Raw genomic sequence first — 25,468 nt, 5'->3', positions numbered from 1 at the left:
CAACATACCTTACAGTTAAAAAGTTTCTTTATTTTTCTATTATTATTGGCAATTAGTTGATTAACCTACTTTTCGAAGTGGACTAGAATCATCTTTTTTCCATAATACACTAACATAATAACCACCTATACCACCTATAATAGCTGGAACCATCCAACCTAAACCTAAACTATACATAGGGAGAAACTTAGTGAAAAAATTATGAATGACTTCAATGTGTATTCCAGCTGAGTTTAAGCTATCCAATAGACTTACAATAAATGTTAAGATCAAACTGCCCTGATAAACTTCTGACCTACCTTTAAATTTATAGTGTAAGAATGTTAAGAAAATTAAAGATATGGCAATTGGATATAGTGTCGTTAATACAGGTATTGATACTTTAATTAATTGTGTTAAACCTATATTTGCGATCAGTGTACTAAACACAGTCATTATGATTGCAATCTTTTTATAAGAAATGGCTGGAAATAATTCATTAAAGAAAGATGAACAAGCAGTGATTAGACCTACACTCGTGGTCAAGCATGCCACTGTGATCATTAACCCTAATATAATTCCCCCATAAGAACCAAAATAATAGTCTGAAACCTTCGCTAAAACTTCGGCACCATTCTCCATTCGACCAAGTTTTTCAACACTCGATGCGCCCATATAAGAAAGAGCAGAATAGATAATTGCTAAAAGTGAAGCAGCTATAGCCGTCGATTTTCCACAAACAACCATAAGCTGTTTTTTAGAAGTAACACCTTTTCCTTTAATTGCATTCACAATAATAATACCAAAAACAAAAGCTACGAGAGCATCCATCGTTAAATAACCTTCTTGAAAACCTTTAAAAAACACATGTGATGAGTACCCTTCGAAAGGCTCCTGTAATTTACCAATTGGATTAACAATAGCTACAACGACTAGCAATCCGATGAAAGTTATTTTAATTGGAGTCAGAAATTTTCCAACTACATCAATAATCTTTGTAGGATTAAGTGATAATAAGCATGTAACTGTAAAAAATAAAATTGAAAATATGAATAATGCTACAGGACTTGGATCATTTGATAAAAAAGGTTTTACGCCAATTTCAAACGATACATTCCCTGACCTAGGAATAGCGAAAAAAGGACCAATAGCTAGATAAAGAATTGTAGTAAATACGATACCAAAAACAGGATGTACACGACTAGCTAAAGATTGTAAATTCTTTTCACCTGAAAAGACAAACGCTGTCACACCTAATAACGGTAAACCAACTCCAGTTACTAAAAAACCTGCATTGGCAATCCATACATTCTTTCCGGCTAACTGTCCAAGAATAGGTGGGAAAATTAAATTTCCTGCTCCGAAAAACAATGCAAATAACATAAAACCTAGAATAATTATAAAAGTATTAGGTACTCTTGGTGACATAAACAACAACTCCGCTTAATAATTTGTAAAAAGTTTCCAAAATAATTTGATAAATTAGATTTCTATTTTCCCATTCAATAGTATTAAAGTATCCCTTTTGCATTGACATTATTTCTCAGACCAAACAATCTTACCTCACATTTTCACCAAATTCAATAAGTTAATGATTCTTTAGTAAGATAATTCTAACATATTTTTGATTATTTTTTCTCATTATCTATCATTTTATTGTACCCAGTTGGGCATTTCGCCTTAGTACTATTGTTGAATGAGTTAATTTTTAATTCAAAAAAATTATAAAAAATGCACCCCAATAATGGAGTGCACTCTAGTTCTTCAACCTTTAGAAGTATTAGCTGAAATAATGTTTTGGTTATCACTTTATAGATTCTATGGAGTAAAACGTTCATTCTTGTTATCTCTGGGTAAAATAAAAAGATTAAAAAGTTACACTATAATCACCACTCGAAAGAAATTGTTAGTCACTTAATATCTAATACGACTGCCATTTCTTTACCAAAACGATTACCATAATCGATAAACCCTAAACTTAAATATAAATTATGTGCTCCTAAGTTTTCTGGATGATAACCTACAACTATCTTTTTAGCATTTGGTATTTTAGACATTTCTTCGATCATTAACTGAGTTGCAATTTTCCCAATTCCTTTTTGTTGAAAGTTCTTATCAACCATTATTCTATAAATCCAATAGCCACTTAGCTCTTCTTCAATCGTATTAAACATTAAAAAACCAACTGTTTTGCCTTCAAATTGAATAGCAAACGGTTTTAGTGATGATTCAAATTTAGATTGAGCAATTGAAATTGCATTCGGTTCAATGTGACTCTTTTGATTTTCAGATACCTCCAATTGACAGCATTCATACCAATTTTCAGCATTTAATTCCACAAGTTCTACTTTTTTGATCTGCATAATTTCTCCTTTTTACAGTTGTTTGAGCAATATTAACATTCACTAATCAAAATTTTAACAAATATTCCCAATTATTAATCGTGACGTTTTTCCTATTTAACTAACCAGGGATATAACAAAAGAGGATGATCTAATTAAAATAAACAATCATCCTCTTTTGTTATTTAATTAAAGCAATGCGTTAGATTCATAATTATGCATTCTATACTCGCACCTGAAAATACCAATAAATGTTCAGAATTAATAGTTAGTAAAAAAACGCTATAAATAATTTCCATCCTATTTTCGAATCTCATCTAAGTATGTTTTCTATAATAGTTTTGAAAATATCTACGAATTAATAATTATCACTTAAATCTTAAATGAAATTTGAAATTGCCAAATAGTAAAAATAAAAGCCAATTATTACAAATATATATAGCTACTAAATTAAATAGATGGATTTTCGAACAAGATTAACAAACTCTCATTTCCTTGTTTATTTCTATACATTTAATAAAAATTCTTCATTTGAAATATTTATCCAACCTACATATTTGAATACTGTTGTATAACTTATTGCCTTTTTTCTCCATGCCAGTAGTCAGGTTCCCCTAATAAAAGGGTACTCTGAATTGCTTCTTTATATTGTTTCCATTCAAAGTAGTAAGTTCCTATTTTAATTTTGTCACGGCTATCAACGAATTCATCATTCGTTTCATGACAAAAGTTAGACCAGGCAATAATCTCATTATTAATCCTTCTTATTTTTAAAGAAACTGCTCCGCAACCCAAATCTGTACATGGACATATATACAGAGAATTTCTGTTATTTTCTAAATCAGATTTGCTATCCAAAAGTAATCTTTTAATCTGCTTCTTTTGAAAAGATATTGGTCCCCAACCTAAACAAGATACTAATTCTAAACTTTCAATTGCATCAAATTCTGTAAGTGGAATACCATCCACATTAAAATTTGCGTACACGATTTTACCTGGATAACCTTCTCTATTTACTTTAGATATGCTAAGTTTAGATATTTTCATTTTACATTCAATCCTTACGTCAGTAATCAGTTTAGAATCAAAATTCAATTAAAGCAATTCGTTCGTTATGTAGCCTACAAAATTAATCGCCCTTCTGTAATAATCACTCCCTTTTATTTATATAATACAACCTATGGCATGAGCTCAATATAAATATGTTTCCTAAGCAGAATCCCCTAACTTTCTAAACACTATAAATAAAGGATCCTGTGTCTTTTAAATATAAGGATAATAAATAGTAATGCGCAAGAAGTTAGCACCAACGCAAATATATTGATGAATTTATTTGTTCTGTGTTTTAGAATCTTAAAGAAAAACTCATAAATTCCAATACCGATTGCACCTCCAACTGTATTGGCCAGTATATCAGTAATATCACTTCTTCCGATTGCTAAAACAAATTGTAGCGTCTCAAATGCCAGAGTTAAACCAAAAATTGAAAGAAGTTTTTTCATAACAGACCAGTTACTTTTCAACATGCAAATATAAATACCAAATGGCACAAAAATCCTAATATTGTTGTACACCTCAGAAAAGACAGACCCATTAAGTGGAATCATATTAATGATTCGCACTCGATCTATTTGATTAAAAGAAAGCTGTAATTTAAAAAGCACTAACCAATTTAGTGCTAAAAAATAGATTATAAATAATAAGAAAGTTAGTTTTTTATTTTTCAATATTTCTCCTCCAATTCTTAAAACACTAATGCTGGTATCTTTAAAACTCACAATAGCAATGTTCGTCTAGTGGTTATTAATACGCTCATATGCTTTAAGAATAAGAAAAACTTATTAAAAAAAGAATGGGGTAAATCTTAAATTTTTCTTAAATCCATTAATTGGATCTAAAATCAAAACATTTTCATCAATAAACTTTTACGAACGCAGAGAATTATAAGGATACGATTTATAGAAACAACTGCTATTTTATTATTTTTATAAGTAAAGCCCATTTTTTATACAATGGTGCACCTTCCTCAGAAGGATGTAACCAAATTCGCTTAACTCCACATTTTTTAAATATAGCAATACTCGTATGCTTTCAAAAAAGTTGATTTACCAACTTTATTACATAATTTTCCATAAATATAGATTTTTTCGAATAAGGAATAGGTAACAAAAAATTATAGTTCAATTAATTAACTATAAAGCTTTTTAATTGAACAAATAAACCGTTGTTCTACCATAATTGTGAGCATAAAAAAAGGTGCCGCATTCGACACCTTATTCTTTATTTGTGCTACTAAAATATATTTTTGCATTAAAGGATAATCTAAAACCGAATTAATATCCCCGTCTTATCATCCGAATGAGCTTTATTTTTCAACTCTTCCTTTTCTAATTGGTATGAATATTCCTCCAAGCCAATTGCATTAATTATTTTAAATGCATGGATTAAGTCAAATTTAGGATGAAATAAACCATCACTGATTAGTAAAATTGACTTTAAATTCTTGGTATCTATATACCCCGATTGGATATAATTTTTGACTACTTCTTTTCCATTTGCAACAGAATAACCATCAACCGTATTTGCCATACTGCGATTATAAATCAGTTGATTTTTAATCGAATGGAAATAGGATTCTTCTGGTAAAATTAATCCTTTCTTTCGATCCTTCTCACGTTTAGCCTTTGCCCTGATACTTATACCTTTCACAGTATCTTTGGTCAGTGTTTTTATATGACCATTATGGTATTCAGCTAAAATCATGCAATCTCCAAGCTGTGCAAATGATACTTTTTGCTTATCGATTTTTACAATGGCAACGCATGTTGTCCACAATTCTTCTGGGCGGTTTATGTCTACATTATTTAATTTCATTTCTTCCATCAGTCTTCTGTTTGCTTGTATTATTCCTTCTGAAAGAGTCATTTTTGATTGAAAATGATTTTCAAAATACAGTCTAAATAAATTTGATGCTAAATATGCTCCATTCATACCTTCAGCATTTTTAAATGAACTTATTGGAGTAGCTCCATCAAAAACTCCATATACATTTAGTTTGTTGTTTAATAGCATAGCATCTTCGGCCACTTTTTTGGAAAGAGATACTCTAAAACTTGTATTAATCTCCAAATTTTTGTCACCACCTAAAATGGTTAATACATTAAACAATTCTTCAATTTATTGAACTTACTAAGTAATATGTACATAAAAAAGTTTCATTCTAAAAAACATAAAAAATAATAACCAAAATAAAAAGATGTCCAGTTTGGACACCTTAATACAATGATTCTCAATCATGACAAGCCCCTTGGCCCCGACTTGAAATACATTTTTACAATAAATATATTTGAATATACTATTCATTATTTTTTTCTAAAAAACCTAAAAACAATAAATCTACTTTACTTTCTTCGTCTGGAAATTTTATGTTCCAACGTCTCTCCATAAATGAGAGTAACTTTAATCCGCGTTCAAGTATGTTAGCTGCATTCCATTCTTCGTATTTAGAAACTTCAATTTCACTATGAGAACCTTCAGAATAGCCTCTTCTAACTTTTTGTCCTTGTGCATTAAGTTTTGCAGTTTTTTTATCTGGAAAGCTATCATTTTGTAAACTTGAGTTAATCATACTTGATAGTGGTAGAAGATTACCTAGCGTACCTGTTAAAATTAACTTCTCTTCCTCTGAGAAATCATTGAACCTCTCTATCCAATAATCATTGTTGGGGGTTTGGGGATAGATATGTTCTATTGAAACTTTGTCCTTTTCGCTTTTAACGAAATACTGCCAGTCGATTTTTTGATTCCCAAATTGGTGAACTTTTTCAATTTCGTATTCGTATAGAAAATAACGAAGTCCATTCCAGTCGTAGAAACCATGACCATTTTTGTAACGACGCTGGATATACGTTTTGAAAGGCTGATAATCAAAGGCACTTTCTGGTTCTAGCCAACCCTCAATATGATGGTATAAAGAGGTGCAAATTTCATTTATTGTGATATCCCCATTACGTAATTGTCTGGCAGTTTTATAAAACTCATTGTTTCTATATGTCGTAAATGCCCGTCCTAATCGGAATGCAATAAATATAAATCTTTCTATTTCTTTAAATAGAAGTATTCTGTCTGTAGATTCCACGTTCTTGGCAATAAATGAAACTGTAACGAGTGGCCTAAAATAGGCAATTCCGATCCGGTTAAGGCGATCAATCCATAATCTTTCATCTGTAGTTAACTGATTATCACCAAAAGGATTGAAAGAATTGTACCAATGTTCGGCTGTCGATTTTAAGCTTCCAACATATTCTTCTATTTCTTTTGGTGATAAATATGATTTTTGTTTAAACATAAGTGGTTGTTCTTCTTCAGCCACATCATCCACTTCTTGAGTAGAGTCTCTTTGTTCTTCCACTTGCATTAGGGAAGTGGCTTTAACATCAACCTTTTTATAAACATTATTGGGTGTGAATTTTTCATCAAGTAAGAAACGAATATAATCGTCCCCTTTTTGTCGAGTGTATTGAAAATACATGATCCAATGAGCGGTAAGAAAGTCGTCATCGGAAAGCGGTTTTTGTTTATTTCTCCCTAATTGATAATATACTTCTTTCCATGCATCATTAATTTTCTCTCTCAATATCTTTTGATCATCAATGTCAAGTTCTTCATCATCGTAAAGGGTTGTGAGATAAATGAGACGATTCTTTAACAACTCTAAATTAGATAATTTCTTACCTCGATTATTCATCGTTTCAAAAGCTACAAATACATCAAAGTCATCATGAATTTCATGAAGATTAAACATAAGGTTTTGAGTTACTTTTTTGAACATCTTCTCTATTTCATCAATACCATACTCTTGAAAATAATTTGATAAATTTTCTCCAAAGAAACGCTTTGCATTTTCTAAATTGAGAGTATACAATGTCTCCTGTATACTACCTCCATCATTTTCTTCTAATATACGGTGCCTTAAATATTTAAAACTAGGGTTATCGGTTTCATATCCAAATTTATATGTATTTATGATAAATTGGGGTGGCTTCTGAACAACTAAATACTCTTCTTTTATTTGCTTCAGACTAAAAGTACCTATGTAAATGTCTTCATCATTTTTATCAGGATGTAAAGATTTAAAGAGATTAATTATCTCTTGGATTAATATTACAAATGTAGTTAATCGTTGTTGACCGTCCACTATGTGAAATGGTTTGAAACCTCTATCTTCTATTAACCAACGTTCTTCGTGCCAGTCTTTCCAACTTTGCTTATCAACCGCTTTTAAAGAAAGTAAACCAGTATAATGAAATTTTTCTACTGGTAAATTGACAACATCCTCCCAGAAATCCTTTAACTGCTTGTTTGTCCAGGCATAACCCCTTTGATAATCCGGAATTTTAAAAATCCTATCTTTAAAAATACTTTTTAAAGACTCTAATTCATGCAATAGTCACAACTCCTTAAATTACGGCTCTTATACAACTACTAACAATTCAACGTAATTTTCCAATCGTCTCTTCAGTATTCTCACCAAGTCCAGCCCCAATATGTCTATATGTAGGAACAAATACATTCGATTTAATTGGGCTTGCGATTTGTTTTTGATAACCACCATTTGGCTTTGGAACATTAACAATCATATTTCGCTCAACAATTTGAGGATGCTCACTAGCTTCTTTCAGTGTAAGAACTGGTTCAACACAAGCATCTAAAAGTTCAAAGGTTGCTTTCCATTCGTTAAATGTTTTTGTGAGAAAGGCATTTCTTACTTCTTCTTTAAACGCAATCTGATCTTCAGATTTTGAACTAAAGCTAAGTTCGATTAAGTCCTCTCTTTCAATTCCTACACAAAGTAGTTTTCGAAATTGTGGTTCAATACTTCCTACAGAAAAGTAGCGTCCATCTTTTGTTTCATAGTAGTCATAAAATGTTCCACCATTTAGCATTGTACTTTCTAGCTCAGGGTTAATGCCTCCCATTAAGCAATCTGGACCTGCTAATGCGTTTAATGCAAAGCTACAGTCTGTCATACTAATATCAAGCCATTGCCCTTCACCAGTTCGGTTACGATAAATAACAGCCGATAAGATTCCGATTACACCATGTAATGAACCGCCAGCAACGTCCGCAATTTGCACCCCTGCAGGTGATGGGCCTGTGTTTTTACGTCCAGAATAACTTGCAACTCCTGAAATCGATAAATAATTATTATCGTGTCCTGCGCGATTTCGATAAGGACCCGTTTGTCCAAATCCTGTAATAGAACAATAGATTAATTTTGGATTAATCAGCTTTAATTCTTCATAGCTTAAACCTAATCTTTCCATTACACCAGGACGGAATTGTTCCATCACGATATCATATTCTTCAATTAATTTTTTTACGATTTTAATTGATTGCTCTTTTTTTAAATCCAAAGCAATCGACTGTTTCGATCTGTTTATGTATCCGTGTGCAACTGAATCTTTCCCATCGCGCGGGTATCCATCTCGTACTAGATCTGGTCTAGTTGGTGATTCGACGCGTAATACTTCTGCGCCAAGGTCTGCTAGCATCATCGTTGCATAAGGACCAGGTAGCAAAGTTGAAAAATCCAATATTTTCAATCCTTTTAGTAGGCTCATTGTATTCTCCCTTTCTTAAAAAAGCGATTTAAATGTCACTTCTTAAATCGAACCTAAATTTTATTTATATTTCCCTTTAAATCCATGATTTACAATAACCCCAGCATCCCAACTATCGTCCCAAATTCTTCAACAGTCGAAGTGGATGAAAGATACTTCCAGTTAATTTTATTAATCATCATGGCTATTGTATTCATGATTTGCTATTTTAAATAACTCCCCTTCATACAGATTTTGGAGAAAACATTACTAAATTAGGACCGTTTATGCTCTAATGACAAATAAATACATACAGTCTTTTCGATACATCCTAAGAAACCTCGTTTTAAGTTTAATAAAAATTAACAATTAAATTATTTATAGTTACAATCAAAAAGGATATACTTAAATTATTAAATCCCTATTATAGGAGGAATGAAAAATGAACGAACAAGAATTAAAAGAATATCGTACAAATGTCATTTCATCACTAGAGGAAGAAATTGCTTACTACCAAAATCTAATTAAACTAACAAGACACAGTAGACTTAAAGAAAGCCATACATATAATCTTAAATTCATGCAAGAATTATTGGACGCTGAAAAAGCTGAGCAAAACGTTTAATAGTTAAGAGGCACCTTCTATTTTGAAGGTGCCTTTTATGTTGGTGGGGATAGAGAATTTCATTTAATTTGCGAATTTCAGTAGGAGCTGAGCAAGATTCGTGGATTAATAAGTCAGTTTCTCTGATAACTGGGTCACTTCTATGGGTATTTAAGCCACTTTCATTGATTATTGGGCCACTTCGGCCGGTATTTAAGCCACTTTCATTGATTATTAACCCACTTCGATCATTTTTCATGCCGTGTTCACTAACTGTTTGTGGTTTTATCCATTAATAATCTGAAAATGCGGGCGAATGCATTCCGTAAAAGTAATTTATCAACGACTATTAGCAATATATCAACGACTATTAGCAATATATCAACGAAGAATTATATTATATCAACGAGTTTTAATATTATATCAACGTAGTTCACAACTATTTCAATATTGTTCAAATAGTGTTCGCAATTTTTATTCAACGCAAAAAAAGGCACCTACCAAAAAAGGAAGGTGCCTTCTACCATTTCTACTTATTCAATCCAAAAGCCTTAATTACATCTTGATTAATACTATTACCTGCATCATCCCAAGCACTAGCTCTTAATGATACAGAAGTTGCCTTCTTACGGTTTTCGATTCTTGCTTTCCATCCATCTTTTTCACGATTTAAATTAACAATTTCCCAAGTCTTGCCTTCGTCATATGAAACTTCTAACGTTGCACCTTTAATTTTACCGCTTCCTGGTGCATCAGCTACAGGGATGGCTTTTAAGCCTAAATCGATCCAACGGCCTGATTTTGCATTGCCGTTCATGTCAGTATCTACATTATAATCTAGTGAGATTAATGGAAGTTCTGTTTTATATTCCTCTTGTTGCTTAGACCAGAATGTCCACTCAGTGTGTGTTTTAACAGATTTATCGAAGCGTGCTGGGTCACGCCAAGCATCAGTAACTACTTTGTACTGTGTATTTGCAGTTGGGAATTCGGTAAATGCGTAAATTGCTTGTCCATCCGCTGCCTTTATAAGTTTAGAACCTTGATATAGTTTTAGAGTTTGTGAACCAGGATAATTTGTTTCTGAACCGGTCGTTCCTACTCCAGAATCAGCCCATGCAGGAATGTTGATGACTAAGTTGTTTCCTGTTCGATATGGCTTCCAGAAGCCATCACCTAATCGAGGACGAGCAACTGGTGAGAACCAATCTTCATCAAGCGTTTGACCTGGCTTGTATGTTGCTTTTGGTTGACGCACTTCCCAAGCAGCATCTAATACGTTAGCTTGATGGTACCAAGATGTACCTTTTTGAGTAGAAACCCATTCAGTTCGAACTGATGGTAAGTCTAATTTAAATTGGTAACCTACACCATTTGGTCTGTATGACGGGATATCCCAACGGAATTCGCCACCTGCAGCCGGACGATCTGATTTATACTGAGCATTAATTTTTGCAAGTTCATTTGCTTTAGGTGAATAAGTTACGTCATTTGGAATTGCATTGTCATGGTTATCAACAAGATCGTAAACATATTTCGTATTAGGAGTACCCTTTACGTCAATTTTCGCTTTTTGAGATTTAGCAGCCTCAATTAGCTTTTTACCTTCTGTTTGACTAATTGCTACAACCGAAATAGGAGAATCTGAAAGTGAATAATCTTCATTTTCAATTCCAACATATTCACTAAGTTCTTTTTCACCATCATTTACAGTAATAACTAATTTTGCGCCTGCTGCGTATGCTGCTGCAGCGCGCTCAGAACCAGTTACTTCATCACTTCGATCAACGATAACTGCTTTCCCTTTAACGTTTAGTCCTTTATAGTCTGCTGGTGCACCTTTACCTGCATAAACAGCGTCTAAGTTGTATTTTCCATCTAGTAACGTACTTCCAGCTTGTGGAATATCGTCTAATTCATTCCCTTTGAAATTAATTGTCATGTATGGTTCAATCAATCTCCAGCGAGTGTTAAATGCGAATTTCCCTTTTTTAACTTTTTTAATTGGCTCAGCATACATCTTATCAACTGTAACTGGCATCACAAAGATGTCACCAACACTGTTGCCATCTATTTCACGGTAATATTCCATTTTTCTAAAACTTGCTTCTGTTTTATTTGGTACATTTGCTGTAATTTCATTTGCTTTACGTGCATCCAATGTAACAGTTTGAGGTCCATTTAAATTAATTTCTGGGTTACCGACAAACGCAACACCTGCATGATCTGTTTCAGCATCAACATCCATCATTGACATTGCAGAATAAGTTCCTGGTTTTAGACGTAATTCTGTTGTACCGTCAATTGCATAAAACTCTGGAATACCATCTGGGCCAAGTAGATTAATATACGTTAGAGTTGGGTTACCGTCGCGACCAATTGCTTTTAAAGTAAGTGGATATCTTTCCTCTTCTTTAATCATAGCCACCGCAGTATGCACAACTGTTTTACCATCAACATTTGCAGAAATTTGACCTTGATAACGAGAACCATTAGCTCCTGCATTCGGATCAAGTGTCACAGTCACATTTGCACTACCTTTTGCTGGTACAGTTACTTTGTTTGTTGAAAGTTTAAACAAACCATCAGGAGCATCTGCATCGTTACTATCGGTAATCTTTGCAGAAAGATCTAACGTTACTGCCTTATCACTATCATTTGTGTACGTAATTGTTTTCTCTTTCGAAGCATCATTATCATGAGGCCAAGCATAGAAACCAAAATCAAGAGAGCCTGTCGCACGTAAATCACCTAAAGTTGCTGCTACAACGTCAAGTCTTCCAGTACCACCTTCAAACGGCTTGATATCATCTAGCTTTTTAGTAGTACTCATTAAAGCATCTTTTAATTGAGCCCCTGACCAATCAGGATGACGTTGTGAAAGGATTGCAGCTGCCCCTGCCACATGTGGCGTTGCCATCGAAGTACCACTCATAGAAAGATAAGATCCACTTCCATTAGTTGAATATTGAGAACGTGCTGCAGTTATGTCTACACCTGGTGCTGTTAGATCAGGCTTTAACCCTTCACTTCCAAATCGTGGCCCTTTTGATGAGAAATAAGCAAGATTATCAGACTTATCAACCGCACCAACCGTAAGTGCCGCATCCGCTGCTCCTGGTGAACCAATTCCTTCACCACCTGTATTACCAGCCGCAATAACGAACAGAGATCCAGTCTCAGCACTTAAATTATTTACAGCTTGAGCCATCGGGTCAGTACCATCACTTGGCTGATCACTACCTAAACTCATACTTACAACCTTGGCATTATGTGCAGCCCATTCCATACCATCAATAATCCAAGAATCAAGACCATAACCATCATTACTTAACACTTTCCCTACTAGTAAGCTTGCTCCTGGCGCTACACCTTTATTTTTCCCGCCTGATGCCGCACCTGTACCAAGTACAGTTGATGCAACGTGAGTTCCGTGTGCATGGAAATCGCGTACATCTTCATCTGGGACAAAGCTTTTTGTTTCTTTTATTTGACCTGCTACATCAGGGTGCTGAGCATCGATACCTGTATCAAGAACTGCTACTTTTACACCTGCTCCATCGTATCCAGCATTCCACGCAGTAGGTGCTCCAATTTGTGGAACACTTTGTTCAAGAGTAGCCTTAACACGGCCATCTAACCAAATTTTTTCAATTCCTGGTGTAACTAATGATTTTGTAGATTTCGTAGAACTTGCAGATGGTAGATTTTTCTTTACATCTTGCCAGAACTCTTTTGAATCCTTCTTATCAGCAGAAAGTGCTGCCCCATTTATACTTTCAAGTTCATGTGTTTTCTTTGAAGCTTTTAAAGTTGGCTTCACCGCCAAACGAGCTTTTGACTCTGAATATTGCACGATAACAGGTAATGTCTTTTGAGAAGCATCGTCAAAACCATCCGCAATTAATGCAGTAATATTGAATAAATTTCGATCTAATGCACCAGAAGCTAAATAAGGCATCGCTTGTTTTGGAATTACATAGGTATCCTTGTTAACTGTCATGATGTGTGAACCGCCGTTAGCTTTATCTGCCGACTCAACGCTGATCACATTTTTTCCGTCTGCAAACTCTGTTACAGTTACAACATCACCTGTAATCAGTGTAATCACACGTTTCCCTGTACTTGCTTTTGCGTTAATTCCTTGAAGATTCGATTCAACTGAACTGCTATTTGCTGAACTTAAACTCACATTGCTTGTCCCAGCAGCTAGCGCTTGAAAAGTCGGAACAGCAATAAGAGCTGTCGTCATCATCGCAGTAACATACTTATTTAACTTAGGCTTTCCTGTCATTTTACACTCTCCTATTCTGATAAAGTAAAAAGCGAATTATAATATGAATCTATTAAAATCAATTTTTAATGTTCATATTTAAACCACTCTGAAAAAGCTCTCTACAATATCAAAATATAAAGAATATTCAATTATCGGTCAATTGGGTTATTAAGTACCTGATTTATCAACATTTTATAAATATCCTCTAATTTCTCTATTCATTTTGAAGGTAATTAACCCAATTTTTTTCTCAAAATAAATTGATAGAAATTAACTTTACAAATTCTAATTCAGTTCAATAAACCTACTAATATCATACATTAATATAATACAGAGAGAATATCTACCTATAACCACATAACTAAAGACCATTCCCAAATAAAAAAACAAGGTTCTCATGGGCTTTTTTTTTGACTTTTTAACTAACCTTTCGTTTAAAAGTAAGCCCCGTGGTTATTAAGCATGAAATAAATGCAACCATGGAAACTATTATCCCAAACAATAATCCTATTGAACTCATAAACATATCTTCACCTTCATATGTAGGTTTTAGAGTTATTAGCCAATAGATAAATAAAAATGACACTATCGCATAAAAACTACTTCCGATTATACTCAATTTTAAACGGTTTCCATTTGTACCTTGCCATGCCATATTTACGATGATCCAAAAAAAGAAACTTCCAATTACTGCCATGACCATTACAAGCAAATGGATATAAGGAATTATGAGAAACCCTAAGATTATGAATATAGAAATTGTAAGACAAAATAAAGCTGCATTCAGGATAAATAAGAAAAACCCTGCCTTCCAATAGATTTGGAACCAACTAGAATTTTTCAATTTTAGCACCAGTTTATGATTTTCACCAATCATTAATGAAAGCTGATTCTTCTTAGATTGAATTATAACAACACCAATAAAACCGATTAATAATATTAAAGTAAATGACAATTTATGCCTCCAAATTTAAGACTTCTTTCACTAATTATAAAATGAAATATATTCCAGTAGATTAACAAACTATGAAATTAAAATGAACTAAAAATTCTTTCACATAAATATAACAATCATAAAAATTGCCTCTCTTATCATTCGACTATAATAAAATAGAATCCTAGTTGCGATTAAGAATATTATTGAGATAAGAAAGGAATTCCCCTCATTAAACTACAATTTATCTAAACTGCTTAAGGAGTGGTATTAATGAAGATAAAAATGCTAGTTTTATTCATTACAATACTTTTTATAAGTTCTCTTCCGTCATGTAATAATAAAAAGAAGATGATCCCCAGATAAATCAAGTTAAACTTGAATATGAGTATCTATATAGTGAAATGAAAATAAAAGATTTAGAAAAAATACAACGATGGGAATTAAAAACAATGATAGAAAGTAGTTAAAAAAAGCAAATAGAATAGCACAAAAAGGAATGCAAGATAAACCAATACTCACCAGTTATCTTCATTCCTATAATTTTAGTATGCTATTGTTAATTTCCATCACTCAATATTACTAACCTCCAAAACAATCTCAATCTTCCGCTTCTTCTTCTCAATCATTTTTGATATAAAATCACTAAAATCCTCTTTTTGATTCTTTTCGTTTTTTCTTGTCTCTCCACTAATTGCAGCGATTCGATAAAGAATTTTTAATTGTTCCATATGCTCATTTAGGCTCATGTTAGATAAGTCCTCGTACTGCTCAATTAGTCTTTTTCTAAAAATAATTTCTAGGTCATCACTTGTGGCAGTTTCGTTAGAAGTATTTTTTCTAATATAGATTTTATCCGTAAATAATTTATCAGAACCTCTTTTAGCAATAAATGGTATATAGCGATTTTGTTCGGGGATGTAAATAATGAAGAAGGTTTTGCCACTAAAATATCCGTACATTTCATTCTCGTCGTAATCAATTTGTTGAAGGTGATAAGTTAGAATAGAAGGTAAATAGCCATTTAATTTTCTTTGAAAATCGGTTGGATCCTTTAACTCTTCTTTGAGAATTCCTACCGGTTGATTATCATCATTTACCCCAAAAATGATTGAACCGCCACCAGAATTCGCCATTGCAATAATTAATTTGGCGATTTGATCCTCTCTAACGAAAGTTTCTTTAAAATCCAATGCATTATTTTCTCCAAATGATTGTTCTATTAGATTTTTAAGCGAAGCAATATCGAATATCTTGTCAGCATAATTAAATGTGTTTAGAAATTCCTGCTTATAAATCGGCCTTTTAACCATAATTCCACCTAGTCTCATATTTTTTAAAATCTAAACTAGATCTTTTATTACATTTAATGTTAGAAAAAAAGAAATGGCACCCATAAATCCCTAGAAATTTTTTTGGTAAAAAAATACAAAAAAACTCGCTAATTGGCGAGCTTTATGGTGGAGATAGAGACATATTTGTACTTAGACTCAGTTCCTAAAATTTGCAAAAAATAAAGACCAAAAGCATTTAGCCTTGGCCTTTTAGTTTTACGAAAAGTCGCTAGGAAAAATTCTACGCTTAAAGTGATACTCAACCGAGCGATTATTGAACAAATTACTATAATTTACTTTAATCTTTTTTACTTCTAATTGCTTAACTTTCTCTTCTAGTGACTTCTGATCTGATTCGGTTAATTTCCCTTCCTCAGACAAACTTGAAATTTCATCTAATAATTCTTGAATTCTTTCATCACGATATTCTTTTTCTTCGTTTTGTTGATAAATTGTCATCTTAGTGTGAAGAATTGAATTAACTAATTCGTCCGCTCCACCCGAAAGCCTATTTAAGATTAATAGCTGCTCATTTAATATTTCATTATCCAAGTCATATGGATATCTTAATTGATGATCAATCTCGCTCCAACCTTCTTCAAAAATCGTCCTAACTTGAATTTCAGCAAGATAATTTACTTTTGTCATTTGCGACTTAATCACATAATGCCATGAACGATATCCCGCATCATGAACTAAAAACTGAAACTTTTCTTCTTCAATATGCTGTTCATTAGTCATGTCCCCCAAGCGATGATAAATCGTCGCTTTTTCATGTAAATTCCAGTTTTGCCTAATTGTTTTATCTATATCAGCAGCCTGATATTTATATAAATGTAATGCTCTTATCCCAATCAAATCCGTAATTTCTGTTTTATAATTCGAAACATTTATTTCATATGCAGAATCAGTTTTTTTACCTTTTATCGTCTTTCGAATAATCTTTTCAATTAAATGATCAGGGTATTTAATTCGAGATTTAACAGTATGAATTTCAGGATTTTTACGAAGTATTTCCGATATAAAAGTAGCTACTGTTTCAAGATTTGGTATTTCCGATATGTATTCATTATAAATTTCAATATATTTTGACCAGTCTAAACAATACTTTTCAAAATCTTGTTCATCGATTTTATATTTTTCAAAGAAATGCTTTTGATTTTCTATTAAGCCCATTCATTTTCTCCTTTTAACATTTACATATCCATATCCTACCATATTTATGGTAGAAACATACTTTTTCAATTAAGTAATAAGAACAAAAAAATCCGCAATTTTATTATGTTTTATTTACTTTCTAGCTAGAGAAATTTTGAAGTATCATATGGTAGAAGTTCAATAATACTGAAGTTTCAACTAGAGGTTATCATGAAGGATTTACTTTTTCATAAATCGAATCGCACAAGGGTCAGATATATCTAATAGTATGTTCTTCACTTGTATTAGTTGGTGGAATCATTAAGCTTTTAATTTGAATTGAACGTATATGTTTGTTCTGTTTTATTTAATAGAAATGATAATTTCTTAGTATTTGATGTACGAAATTAGATTATTGGCTACTAAATACCCTCAAACTTAAGGGTATTTTTCTTTTGAGAAATATATGATTCAAGACAGATGCACGAACAAACGACCTACTTTAATTAATTTTTTTATAAAAAATACATAAAATTTCAAAAAAACTACTTACATAAGAATAAGTGTTCGTGTATAATGAAAACATCATAACAAAACAGAACATACAATCTAAAAATTTAAAATTTAAAAACTTATAACAGAACAAAAGTAGAACAAATATAAGGAGATGTAAAAAATGGAAATTATCATTTTATGTAGTGTCTTATTATCTTGGTGTATTTTAGAAGGTTTTAACAAATTTGTAGTTAACAGATGATCACAAAATAGAGTACCTTTATCAGCAATCGAACTCATTTAAAGAAGTGCTCTTCTACTTTGTTAGAAAGATAAAAGAGCACTTCTAGATATTTTTTTATTTAGCTATATATTCCTGTAATTCTCTAATTAGTATTTCTGCACCATTTTTACTTACTACAATTTTTCCACTTTCAAATGAAAAATTATTTTCATCAATAACACCTGTAATCATACAAGCATTCCCAGCTACAAATTGTTTAAGGATAATCTTTTGATTATCAATAAAAACCTCAAATGGTTCATATTTATTTAGATTTAACATTTTTCTTAATTCCTTTGGTAAAACAATTCTTCCTAAATCATCAAGTCTTCTAACAATCCCACTAAGACCCGAAGTTTCATCATACTTTGTAAGAATAATCATTCCTTCTTCAAAATGAATTTCAAAAGGAGCATTATTCTCTAAATTCATCGTGTTTCTCAGCTCTTTAGGTAGAACAATTCTTCCAAGATCGTCTAGCTTTCTAATAATTCCAGTTGATTTCATACTTGCAACTCCCCATTTATCTCTATCTCTTTTTATCTACTCAATATATTTCTCTCTATGCTATATTGAGTTAATATTATAATACCAAATTATTTAAATTTTCTCTCTACTTATATCGACTCATTTTTACTTATATTAATGCAAAATAAAAAATTTTTCCATAATAAATCTATTTTTTGGTACATGAGATTACTTATTTAATTCAAAAAAAAGATAAGTTAATTAATGGGTAACGAATTACCCTTAATTAACTCATCTCTCATTTTTATTATTTTATCTTGAATAGCCACCAAGACTTTGTTCAGCCATTTGAACTAAACGTTTTGTAATTTCTCCACCTACTGAACCATTTGCACGAGCTGTTGAATCTGGACCTAAATGTACTCCAAATTCTGTTGCAATTTCATACTTCATTTGCTCAATTGCAGATGAAGCATTTTGTGAAACATATTGATTTGAAGATCTGTTTGCCATGATATGTAGCCCCTTTAAAATAATTTTCTGATATGAAACTATCAGATTGCTGTTAGTATTTCATATTGAATTTAAAATATTCATCATATAATTATTTCTTCAACTTTTTAAATGTTTTACCTAAAATTAGCTCTTTTAATATACTTGAAACTTTCAACTTCATCTGCAAAGATTGTCAAATTATTTCCAAAAAAATATATCAATTGATAAATATGATTGAAACTTAAGATAATCACACTTGAACCGCACTACCATATATTATATTGATATATCATTAAATCTGAAAGGTAGGTGTAACAAAATGAAGGTAGATGGCATCTTTGAAGGTGGAGGAGTTCGAGGAATTGGACATGTTGGTGCTATTTGCGCTATAGAAGAAGAAGGTTATTCATGGGCACGATTGGCTGGTACATCTGCTGGCGCTATTGTTGCTACTCTCCTAGCATGTGGCTATACAGGAAAAGAATTAAAGGATATTATGGAAAATTTAGATTATAAGAAGTTTATTACAAAAACACGGTTGCACTTTATCCCTTTAATCGGATTAGGATTAAATGTCCTATTTAAAAATGGATTATACAAAAATGACTTTGAAGAAGAATGGTTAGAAGGTTTATTATCCAAAAAGGGTATTCGCTATTTCGATGATTTAGACGATGGACAACTAAAAATCATTATTTCAGATATTAGTAATGGCAAAATGGTCGTATTACCTGATGATTTACCTGAATATGGCTTATCGGCAAAAGATATTACAATTGCTCAAGCAGTTAGAATGAGTGGCACAATTCCCTTCTTCTTTCAACCAATTAAACTAAAAACTCCTAAATATGATTATCCAATTTTAATTGTTGATGGTGGCATTTTAAGTAATTTTCCTATTTGGATTTTCGATGACCATAACGAATGGCCTACATTTGGCTTTCGGTTAATAGATGAAGAAATTATTGGGAAACCACTGGAGGGTCGTAACCTAATTTCTTTTTATAAATCTATATTTATAACGATGAGACAAGCACATGATCTAAGACATTTAACGGCAGAAGTAAACGATCGTACTATAAAAATCCCTACTGGCAAAATTTCAAGCACGGATTTCTATCTAACAAAAAAGGAAAAAGAAGCACTTTACACAAATGGGTATCAATCCGCAAAAAAATTTCTTAGAAATTGGGATTTTGAAAAGTTTAAGCATAACTATCCTCCTGAACCAGTTTGTAATAAGGCGAATAGTTTTTAATATCAAAAAAACGCAATCTTTTCTAGATATCCATAGAAAAGATTACGTTTTTGTTTTTTCCTGTTTCATTTGTTTTGCGTTAATTCATTTAATCCTTATTTTAGTTTTTCCTTCAATATACGAAGGATAATATTCAAGTTTTATTTTAATCGGATTCGTATACTTTTGAGTAGAAGAAATATTAAAACCTATTCTTTGCTTATTATTCTCATAACCTTCTCCATAGGATTCATTACTTTCAATCTCTTTTCCATTTGCATCAAAGATTGAGCCAAACATGAAGTAATTAAATTCTTTTTTTGTATTTAAGGTAAGGAATATAATATCTCCTTCTTTTTTTAAATCAGTTAAGTAATTGCCCTTTGGCTGTTTCAAAATTTGTTGTTTCTCAGTATCAATTACAAGATATTTATCTTCCTTATCAATAGCTTGAAGCTTATCTATGACTAAATATAATTCTTTTGGATCTTTAAAGTAATTACTTTGAAGATAGTAAATTTTTTCTGTATCACTAACTCCCTCAGCAGTCAAACCATTTCTTATTTTAGACCATACTTCAGCATTTTGATCGACAAGTCGAATATCTTGGAAATCTAAAATTTCCTTAGTGTTTGATGGATCCATTTCAACGTTTATTGCCACACGAAGTGGAAAGATTGTAACTTTCTTTATTTTAATTTTTTGTCCTTGAATATTCACCGTTTTATTTAGTTCGTATATTTGATTCGTTTTTTCATGTTTTTTTATAGAAAATGGAATTGAAAATTGCTCTGTTTGTTCTTCATTTTTTATATTTAAAACTAAATTAAAATCTTGTTGTTTGTATGGCTTATTAAAATAGTATTCAACTGTACTTATATGTGGATCTTCATAACCTCCATACGAAAATGAGTGTTCAGGTAATTCTTTTCCATCTCTTGGCTTTAGATAACCTAAGCTTGTTTCGAAATTTTGCTTTTTCCCCTTACCATTAATCGTATAGAACACCACAATTTGTTGTTCATCTGCAATAACGGAATCAATTGTAACTTTAATACCGTTCTTTTCTTGAGATACATTAATCTTTTGCGCATATTTATTTTCTACAGCTGCGAGCAATCCTTTATCATCTCGCTGACGAATCATTTCAACGATTTTCTCCATCCCTGGAACTTTTGTTACATAATCAGCAAAGCTTGGAGATACACGAATACTTGCTAAAAATCCAAATAAAAAAATAGCAGCTACGACAATGGACCAAATTCTAGATTTCCAATTCAGTTTGATTACTTTTTTAGTTTCTTTTGCTTTTTGAAAACCTATTTGTATAGCATCGTCAATTTCATCTATTGGTAGATCCATGTTTTCATATTTTTCTTTCCAATTTTTCAGTTCATTTTCTTCTTTTTCAAACACGGCCATTTTCTCCTTTCTCTTCAAGGATTCCTCTTAATGAACTCAATGCTTTATTTAACCAAGTCTTTACTGTACCTTCTGGGCGATTCCACATAATAGCAATATCTTTGATTTTGACATCGTGAAAATATTTTAAATGTAAAAGCTGTCGCTGTGTGTCATCGAGCTGGGACATTGCTTCTTCGATTTCAATAGATTGATAGTCTTCGTTCGTTCCTTGCTGCAAAATATATTCATCGTCGAAAGTTACTCTTTTATTCTTCTTAATATAATCCTGGCAATAATTAATCATTATTCGAATAAGCCATGTTTTTACATAACTTGGTTCTCTTAATGTTTTTATGTTTTGATAGGCGCGGAAAGTTACTTCTTGAATTGCTTCAATTGCTTCATCTTTGTTTTTCAAATACGCAAGTGCAGTTTTATATAATGACAATTTATGCTCATGCATAATTGCTAAAAATGCTTCCTCATCGCCTTTAATAGCCCTTTTCACTAGACTATGATCCTGCAATTTCAATCCCTCCATCTCGATGTTCTATACATTAGACTCCAGAGAGCAAAAAAAGTTTTAATAAATTTAATTTTTTTATAAAGAGTCAATTTTATCATACATTTTTTTATTAAGCTTAACTTCCAGAATTTCAGTTTTCACTTTTTAAATGTAGCTTTTTATTTCTCAGATTTCTGTTTTCAAGACAAATTTAATTGTGGCTGTTGAAAAGATGATAATAATAAATACCATTGGAAACAGGAGGTATTATAAAAATTAGCAAAAAATAGATTAATTAATTTCTTACATATTGTTTGGTATTGATTATAGTTGGCTAGGAGTTTCATGAATATAAATTGTATGTTCTTTCGTTGTAGGTATTATTTTTTTGTAAAGGCCCATTATTAGTATTTATAGATTGGAAGAAAAAAAGAAAAAAACAAGGCAGAAATCAACGGTAAATTGCAGGGAAATGGACTCGAATGAGAATATTTCTGCCTATTAGCTCAGGTCCGGGATTTTAATTTTTATTTGCACCCCATCACGCTATGGAAAATTCCAATAAAAAAGACATGAGCAACAATACTCATGTCCTTCTCTACATCTCTTAATCTATCTAGATCTGTTTTTTCGATTACGTAAGAAAGCCGGAATATATGATGTTGAATCTTCCTTCTCCTTATATCGGCCATAGTCTTGTGGTTCCTCAAATCGACTATAATCTTTTTGTTCTGTGAAACGATTATTATCATGTCGTTCCCGTTCTGAGAAACGGTTATAATCTTGCTGTTCATTATATCTGCCGTAATCATTTTGTTCATTATATCTATTATAGTCATTTTGTTCATTATAGCGATTGTACTCTTTTTGTTCATTGTAACGACTATAATCTTGCTGTTCCGTGTATCGACCATAGTCTTGCTGCTCTGTGTATCGGCCGTATTCTTGCTGTTGATCTACGCGATATCTTTGTTCTTGTTGGAATCGTTGTTCTCTATTGTATAAGCTAGGTGCTTCCTCTATTGGTTTAGTAGGCGGTCTTACCATTTTGTCTTCTTTATCGGCAAATCCCGTAGCAATAACTGTTACAATAATTTCATCTTTTAAGTTTTCGTCGATTACAGAACCGAAAATCATATTTAATTCTTCATGTGATGCAGAAGCAACGATATCTGCTGCTTCTTGTACTTCAAACAGACTTAAATTACGTCCACCAGTAATATTCATGATTACACCGTGAGCTCCATTAATAGAAGTTTCGAGTAGTGGAGAATTTAATGCCTTCTGAGCAGCAATTGTAGCGCGGTCTTTGCCTTTTGCAATACCAATACCCATTAGGGCTGTCCCTTTATGAGACATGACCGTTTTAACATCAGCAAAGTCAAGGTTGATTAGTCCAGGAACTGCGATTAAGTCGGAAATCCCTTGAACCCCTTGTCGAAGTACATTATCCGCTTCACGGAATGCCTCGAGCATCGGTGTTTTTTTATCAACAAGCTCTAATAATCGATCATTCGGAATGATGATTAATGTATCAACTGCTTCTCTCAGTGCTTTAATTCCACCTTCAGCATTTGTTGCACGCTTTTTACCTTCAAATTTGAAAGGACGAGTTACTACTCCAATTGTTAGAGCTCCAAGCTTGCGAGCGATTTTAGCAACTTCAGGTGCGGCACCTGTACCTGTTCCGCCACCCATTCCAGCTGTAACGAAAACCATGTCCGCTCCTTTTAGTACTTCTTCAATTTGCGACTTACTTTCTTCTACAGCTCTTTTTCCAATTTCAGGGTTTGCACCAGCGCCTAAACCACGCGTTAATGTTGCACCGATTTGCATTGTAATTTCTGCTTTCGATTGCTTAAGTGCTTGTGCATCTGTATTAAAAGCAATGAACTCAACGCCTTCCACTCCATCTTCAATCATTCGGTTAACAGCGTTATTTCCACCACCACCTACACCAATGACTTTTATTCTTGCAAACTGTTCTATATTTTCAAATTCAAACATGATCATTCCTCCTCGTCATACCGATTACATAATTTCACGTTTTTCAAAGAACTATAAAATTTCATTCTAAGATTTATTTTTTTATGTACTGTTTTTAGTAGATTCGAATTATACAATTCTCTTTAAGACATAGAATTGTCCTAATTCCCCTAACCCTACTATACAAGAAAACTACTTATTATCTATTTGATAATTTTTCCTTAATATACCTTTAACTAAATCATTTATTTTAACATCTTAATGTAATATCTCTATCATCTTCGTAACAAACTTAACTCAAAAAACCGTACAATTTATATAATTCTTTCCCTTTTGATTGAATTCCTCTAATAATAGAGAGCTTATTCAAAGAAATCAAAACCGAAAAATCGATAAAATGTGCTTTTTTTCACAAGATACCAGATAAAAATACGTCCAATCCACTATTTCGACCAAAACATAATCCCATTTCCTTTTGTAAGGAAGTAAATGGTAATAGGTGCTTAAACGTAATCATTAACAATCACAAACAGGATTACACTGTTTAAATAGCTAATAGAAATAAGGATAACAAAATTAGAAATTAGATTTATTAAGTAATGAGAAACTTAATTTGTCATCAAATGAACGACATATGTTTGGGGTGAACTGGAGCGTAAATAATTGCCTCCTCGCAGTCGTACCGTAATATAAGGAGTGATTGTTTTGAAAATAATGTTAGCAATTGGTTCAATTAGTGTGTTGATACTTGGTTTTTCAGCATGTACAAACGATACCGATAAACCCAAAAAAGAACAAGTAAGTGTTGTAAATGAAAAATCAACAAAAAAAGAAACAGGAGATAATCAACTAGTGATGTCAAAAGCTAGCTTAGGTGCTGGATACAGTATTGAAGAATGGAGCGTGGACCTTGTAGAAAAAGAATGGTTAAAAACTGCTTTTCAATTAAATCGTGAACACAGTGGTCCAGTATTCTTACGAAGTGAAAGTGATAAATCAATTTTATATGTTTATCTAAATCACTTAGATAAAGAGTTCCACGAGATTAAATTTTCTACGAGAAACGAAACCATTACACTTTCTTATAAATCAAAGGAAAGCAAAGGATATAAATCGGATTCACTATTTGTCATTCGTTCAAAAGATGAGAAAGGTACAGACCGACCAATACATGTTGTTGAAAATGGAGAGAAAGTTGAATCTGTTAATATCGCCATAATTGATTAAATCCCTTACATTTTTTCGAAAAAAGACGTGTAATCAAAAAAGAGAATGAGATTGAACTTGATGTAAGTTCAAGAGAGATAACTATAAGAAAGAAGTAATTAAAGTCCTTGAGTTTATGGATAAATTAGTAAAATTACTAAATAAAGTATTGAATGCTATT

At 32.1% G+C, this 25,468-nt stretch carries 18 protein-coding genes and 1 pseudogene; 3 read left to right on the top strand and 16 right to left on the bottom strand.

Annotated elements, in window-relative coordinates; translation table 11 throughout:
* Nucleotides 1–60: 60 nt before the first annotated feature.
* The 7 genes from brnQ to COC46_RS05735 all read right to left on the bottom strand — a co-directional run bounded on the left by brnQ (nt 61) and on the right by COC46_RS05735 (nt 8,944).
* A complete protein-coding gene (gene brnQ / locus COC46_RS05765) occupies nt 61–1,407 on the bottom strand; it encodes a branched-chain amino acid transport system II carrier protein (RefSeq protein ID WP_098808789.1) in 1,347 nt (448 codons plus the stop codon).
* A 482-nt stretch (nt 1,408–1,889) separates the two neighbouring features.
* On the bottom strand, nt 1,890–2,342 hold the full coding sequence (locus tag COC46_RS05760) for a GNAT family N-acetyltransferase (protein ID WP_098808788.1): 453 nt from the start codon (nt 2,340–2,342) through the stop codon (nt 1,890–1,892).
* Between the two features lie 555 nt (nt 2,343–2,897).
* A complete protein-coding gene (locus COC46_RS05755; RefSeq protein ID WP_098808787.1) occupies nt 2,898–3,368 on the bottom strand; it encodes a hypothetical protein in 471 nt (156 codons plus the stop codon).
* Between the two features lie 191 nt (nt 3,369–3,559).
* Entirely contained in the window at nt 3,560–4,048 is a 489-nt protein-coding gene (locus tag COC46_RS05750) for a VanZ family protein (protein WP_098808786.1), read from the bottom strand.
* A 595-nt stretch (nt 4,049–4,643) separates the two neighbouring features.
* On the bottom strand, nt 4,644–5,450 hold the full coding sequence (locus tag COC46_RS05745) for a protein phosphatase 2C domain-containing protein (protein WP_098808785.1): 807 nt from the start codon (nt 5,448–5,450) through the stop codon (nt 4,644–4,646).
* A gap of 226 nt (nt 5,451–5,676) precedes the next feature.
* Entirely contained in the window at nt 5,677–7,767 is a 2,091-nt protein-coding gene (locus COC46_RS05740) for a DUF262 domain-containing protein (RefSeq protein ID WP_098808784.1), read from the bottom strand.
* 46 nt (nt 7,768–7,813) lie between these two features.
* Nucleotides 7,814–8,944: a CaiB/BaiF CoA transferase family protein gene (locus COC46_RS05735; RefSeq protein ID WP_098808783.1), complete on the bottom strand. Its 1,131-nt coding sequence runs from the start codon at nt 8,942–8,944 to the stop codon at nt 7,814–7,816.
* Between the two features lie 421 nt (nt 8,945–9,365).
* Between COC46_RS05735 and COC46_RS05730 the strand changes: the two genes are divergently transcribed.
* Nucleotides 9,366–9,548 carry a hypothetical protein gene (locus COC46_RS05730; RefSeq protein ID WP_098808782.1) on the top strand — a complete coding sequence of 61 codons (183 nt, stop codon included), beginning with the start codon at nt 9,366–9,368 and terminating at the stop codon, nt 9,546–9,548.
* Nucleotides 9,549–10,056: 508 nt separating this feature from the next.
* On the opposite strand, the gene COC46_RS05725 is transcribed toward COC46_RS05730, so the two are convergent.
* The 6 genes from COC46_RS05725 to COC46_RS05700 all read right to left on the bottom strand — a co-directional run bounded on the left by COC46_RS05725 (nt 10,057) and on the right by COC46_RS05700 (nt 18,967).
* Nucleotides 10,057–13,821, bottom strand: a complete 3,765-nt coding sequence (locus COC46_RS05725; protein WP_098808781.1) for a S8 family serine peptidase — start codon at nt 13,819–13,821, stop codon at nt 10,057–10,059.
* Between the two features lie 400 nt (nt 13,822–14,221).
* A complete protein-coding gene (locus tag COC46_RS05720; protein ID WP_098808780.1) occupies nt 14,222–14,758 on the bottom strand; it encodes a hypothetical protein in 537 nt (178 codons plus the stop codon).
* A gap of 548 nt (nt 14,759–15,306) precedes the next feature.
* Nucleotides 15,307–16,050, bottom strand: a complete 744-nt coding sequence (locus COC46_RS05715; RefSeq protein WP_176545066.1) for an AlbA family DNA-binding domain-containing protein — start codon at nt 16,048–16,050, stop codon at nt 15,307–15,309.
* 237 nt (nt 16,051–16,287) lie between these two features.
* Nucleotides 16,288–17,247 (bottom strand): nucleotidyltransferase family protein, encoded by a 960-nt coding sequence (locus COC46_RS05710; RefSeq protein ID WP_098808778.1) that lies wholly within the window; start codon nt 17,245–17,247, stop codon nt 16,288–16,290.
* 814 nt (nt 17,248–18,061) lie between these two features.
* Entirely contained in the window at nt 18,062–18,493 is a 432-nt protein-coding gene (locus COC46_RS05705) for an AbrB/MazE/SpoVT family DNA-binding domain-containing protein (RefSeq protein ID WP_255294824.1), read from the bottom strand.
* A gap of 273 nt (nt 18,494–18,766) precedes the next feature.
* Nucleotides 18,767–18,967, bottom strand: a complete 201-nt coding sequence (locus COC46_RS05700; protein ID WP_098808777.1) for an alpha/beta-type small acid-soluble spore protein — start codon at nt 18,965–18,967, stop codon at nt 18,767–18,769.
* A gap of 301 nt (nt 18,968–19,268) precedes the next feature.
* On the opposite strand from COC46_RS05700, the gene COC46_RS05695 reads away from it, so the two are divergent.
* Nucleotides 19,269–20,207, top strand: a complete 939-nt coding sequence (locus tag COC46_RS05695; protein WP_098808776.1) for a patatin-like phospholipase family protein — start codon at nt 19,269–19,271, stop codon at nt 20,205–20,207.
* A gap of 84 nt (nt 20,208–20,291) precedes the next feature.
* Here COC46_RS05695 and COC46_RS05690 read toward each other — a convergent pair whose 3' ends face one another.
* The 3 genes and pseudogenes from COC46_RS05690 to ftsZ form a co-directional block, all read right to left on the bottom strand.
* Entirely contained in the window at nt 20,292–21,602 is a 1,311-nt protein-coding gene (locus tag COC46_RS05690) for a DUF4179 domain-containing protein (protein WP_176545065.1), read from the bottom strand.
* Complete coding sequence (locus tag COC46_RS05685) at nt 21,595–22,116, bottom strand: sigma-70 family RNA polymerase sigma factor (RefSeq protein WP_218012450.1); 522 nt, start codon at nt 22,114–22,116, stop codon at nt 21,595–21,597. The genes COC46_RS05690 and COC46_RS05685 overlap by 8 nt, the downstream gene beginning before the upstream one ends.
* A gap of 1,037 nt (nt 22,117–23,153) precedes the next feature.
* A pseudogene (gene ftsZ, locus COC46_RS05680) lies at nt 23,154–24,102 on the bottom strand (cell division protein FtsZ); the annotation flags it as partial.
* Nucleotides 24,103–24,786: 684 nt separating this feature from the next.
* On the opposite strand from ftsZ, the gene COC46_RS05675 reads away from it, so the two are divergent.
* On the top strand, nt 24,787–25,308 hold the full coding sequence (locus COC46_RS05675) for a hypothetical protein (protein ID WP_098808773.1): 522 nt from the start codon (nt 24,787–24,789) through the stop codon (nt 25,306–25,308).
* The last annotated feature ends 160 nt before the right edge of the window (nt 25,309–25,468 follow it).

The organism is Bacillus sp. AFS041924, from assembly GCF_002577195.1.
Classification (GTDB): Bacteria; Bacillota; Bacilli; order Bacillales; family Bacillaceae_G; genus Gottfriedia.
The sequence above is the reverse complement of the archived record's forward strand: the minus strand, read 5'-3'. Positions and strand labels throughout refer to the sequence as shown.

What these genes read in the sequence shown, in the direction of transcription:
- brnQ (WP_098808789.1), bottom strand. Translation starts at nt 1,407, where the DNA reads ATGTCACCAAGAGTACCTAATACTTTTATAATTATTCTAGGTTTTATG.
- COC46_RS05760 (WP_098808788.1), bottom strand. Translation starts at nt 2,342, where the DNA reads ATGCAGATCAAAAAAGTAGAACTTGTGGAATTAAATGCTGAAAATTGG.
- COC46_RS05755 (WP_098808787.1), bottom strand. Translation starts at nt 3,368, where the DNA reads ATGAAAATATCTAAACTTAGCATATCTAAAGTAAATAGAGAAGGTTAT.
- COC46_RS05735 (WP_098808783.1), bottom strand. Translation starts at nt 8,944, where the DNA reads ATGAGCCTACTAAAAGGATTGAAAATATTGGATTTTTCAACTTTGCTA.
- COC46_RS05730 (WP_098808782.1), top strand. Translation starts at nt 9,366, where the DNA reads ATGAACGAACAAGAATTAAAAGAATATCGTACAAATGTCATTTCATCA.
- COC46_RS05725 (WP_098808781.1), bottom strand. Translation starts at nt 13,821, where the DNA reads ATGACAGGAAAGCCTAAGTTAAATAAGTATGTTACTGCGATGATGACG.
- COC46_RS05715 (WP_176545066.1), bottom strand. Translation starts at nt 16,050, where the DNA reads ATGGTTAAAAGGCCGATTTATAAGCAGGAATTTCTAAACACATTTAAT.
- COC46_RS05710 (WP_098808778.1), bottom strand. Translation starts at nt 17,247, where the DNA reads ATGGGCTTAATAGAAAATCAAAAGCATTTCTTTGAAAAATATAAAATC.
- COC46_RS05705 (WP_255294824.1), bottom strand. Translation starts at nt 18,493, where the DNA reads ATGAAATCAACTGGAATTATTAGAAAGCTAGACGATCTTGGAAGAATT.
- COC46_RS05700 (WP_098808777.1), bottom strand. Translation starts at nt 18,967, where the DNA reads ATGGCAAACAGATCTTCAAATCAATATGTTTCACAAAATGCTTCATCT.
- COC46_RS05695 (WP_098808776.1), top strand. Translation starts at nt 19,269, where the DNA reads ATGAAGGTAGATGGCATCTTTGAAGGTGGAGGAGTTCGAGGAATTGGA.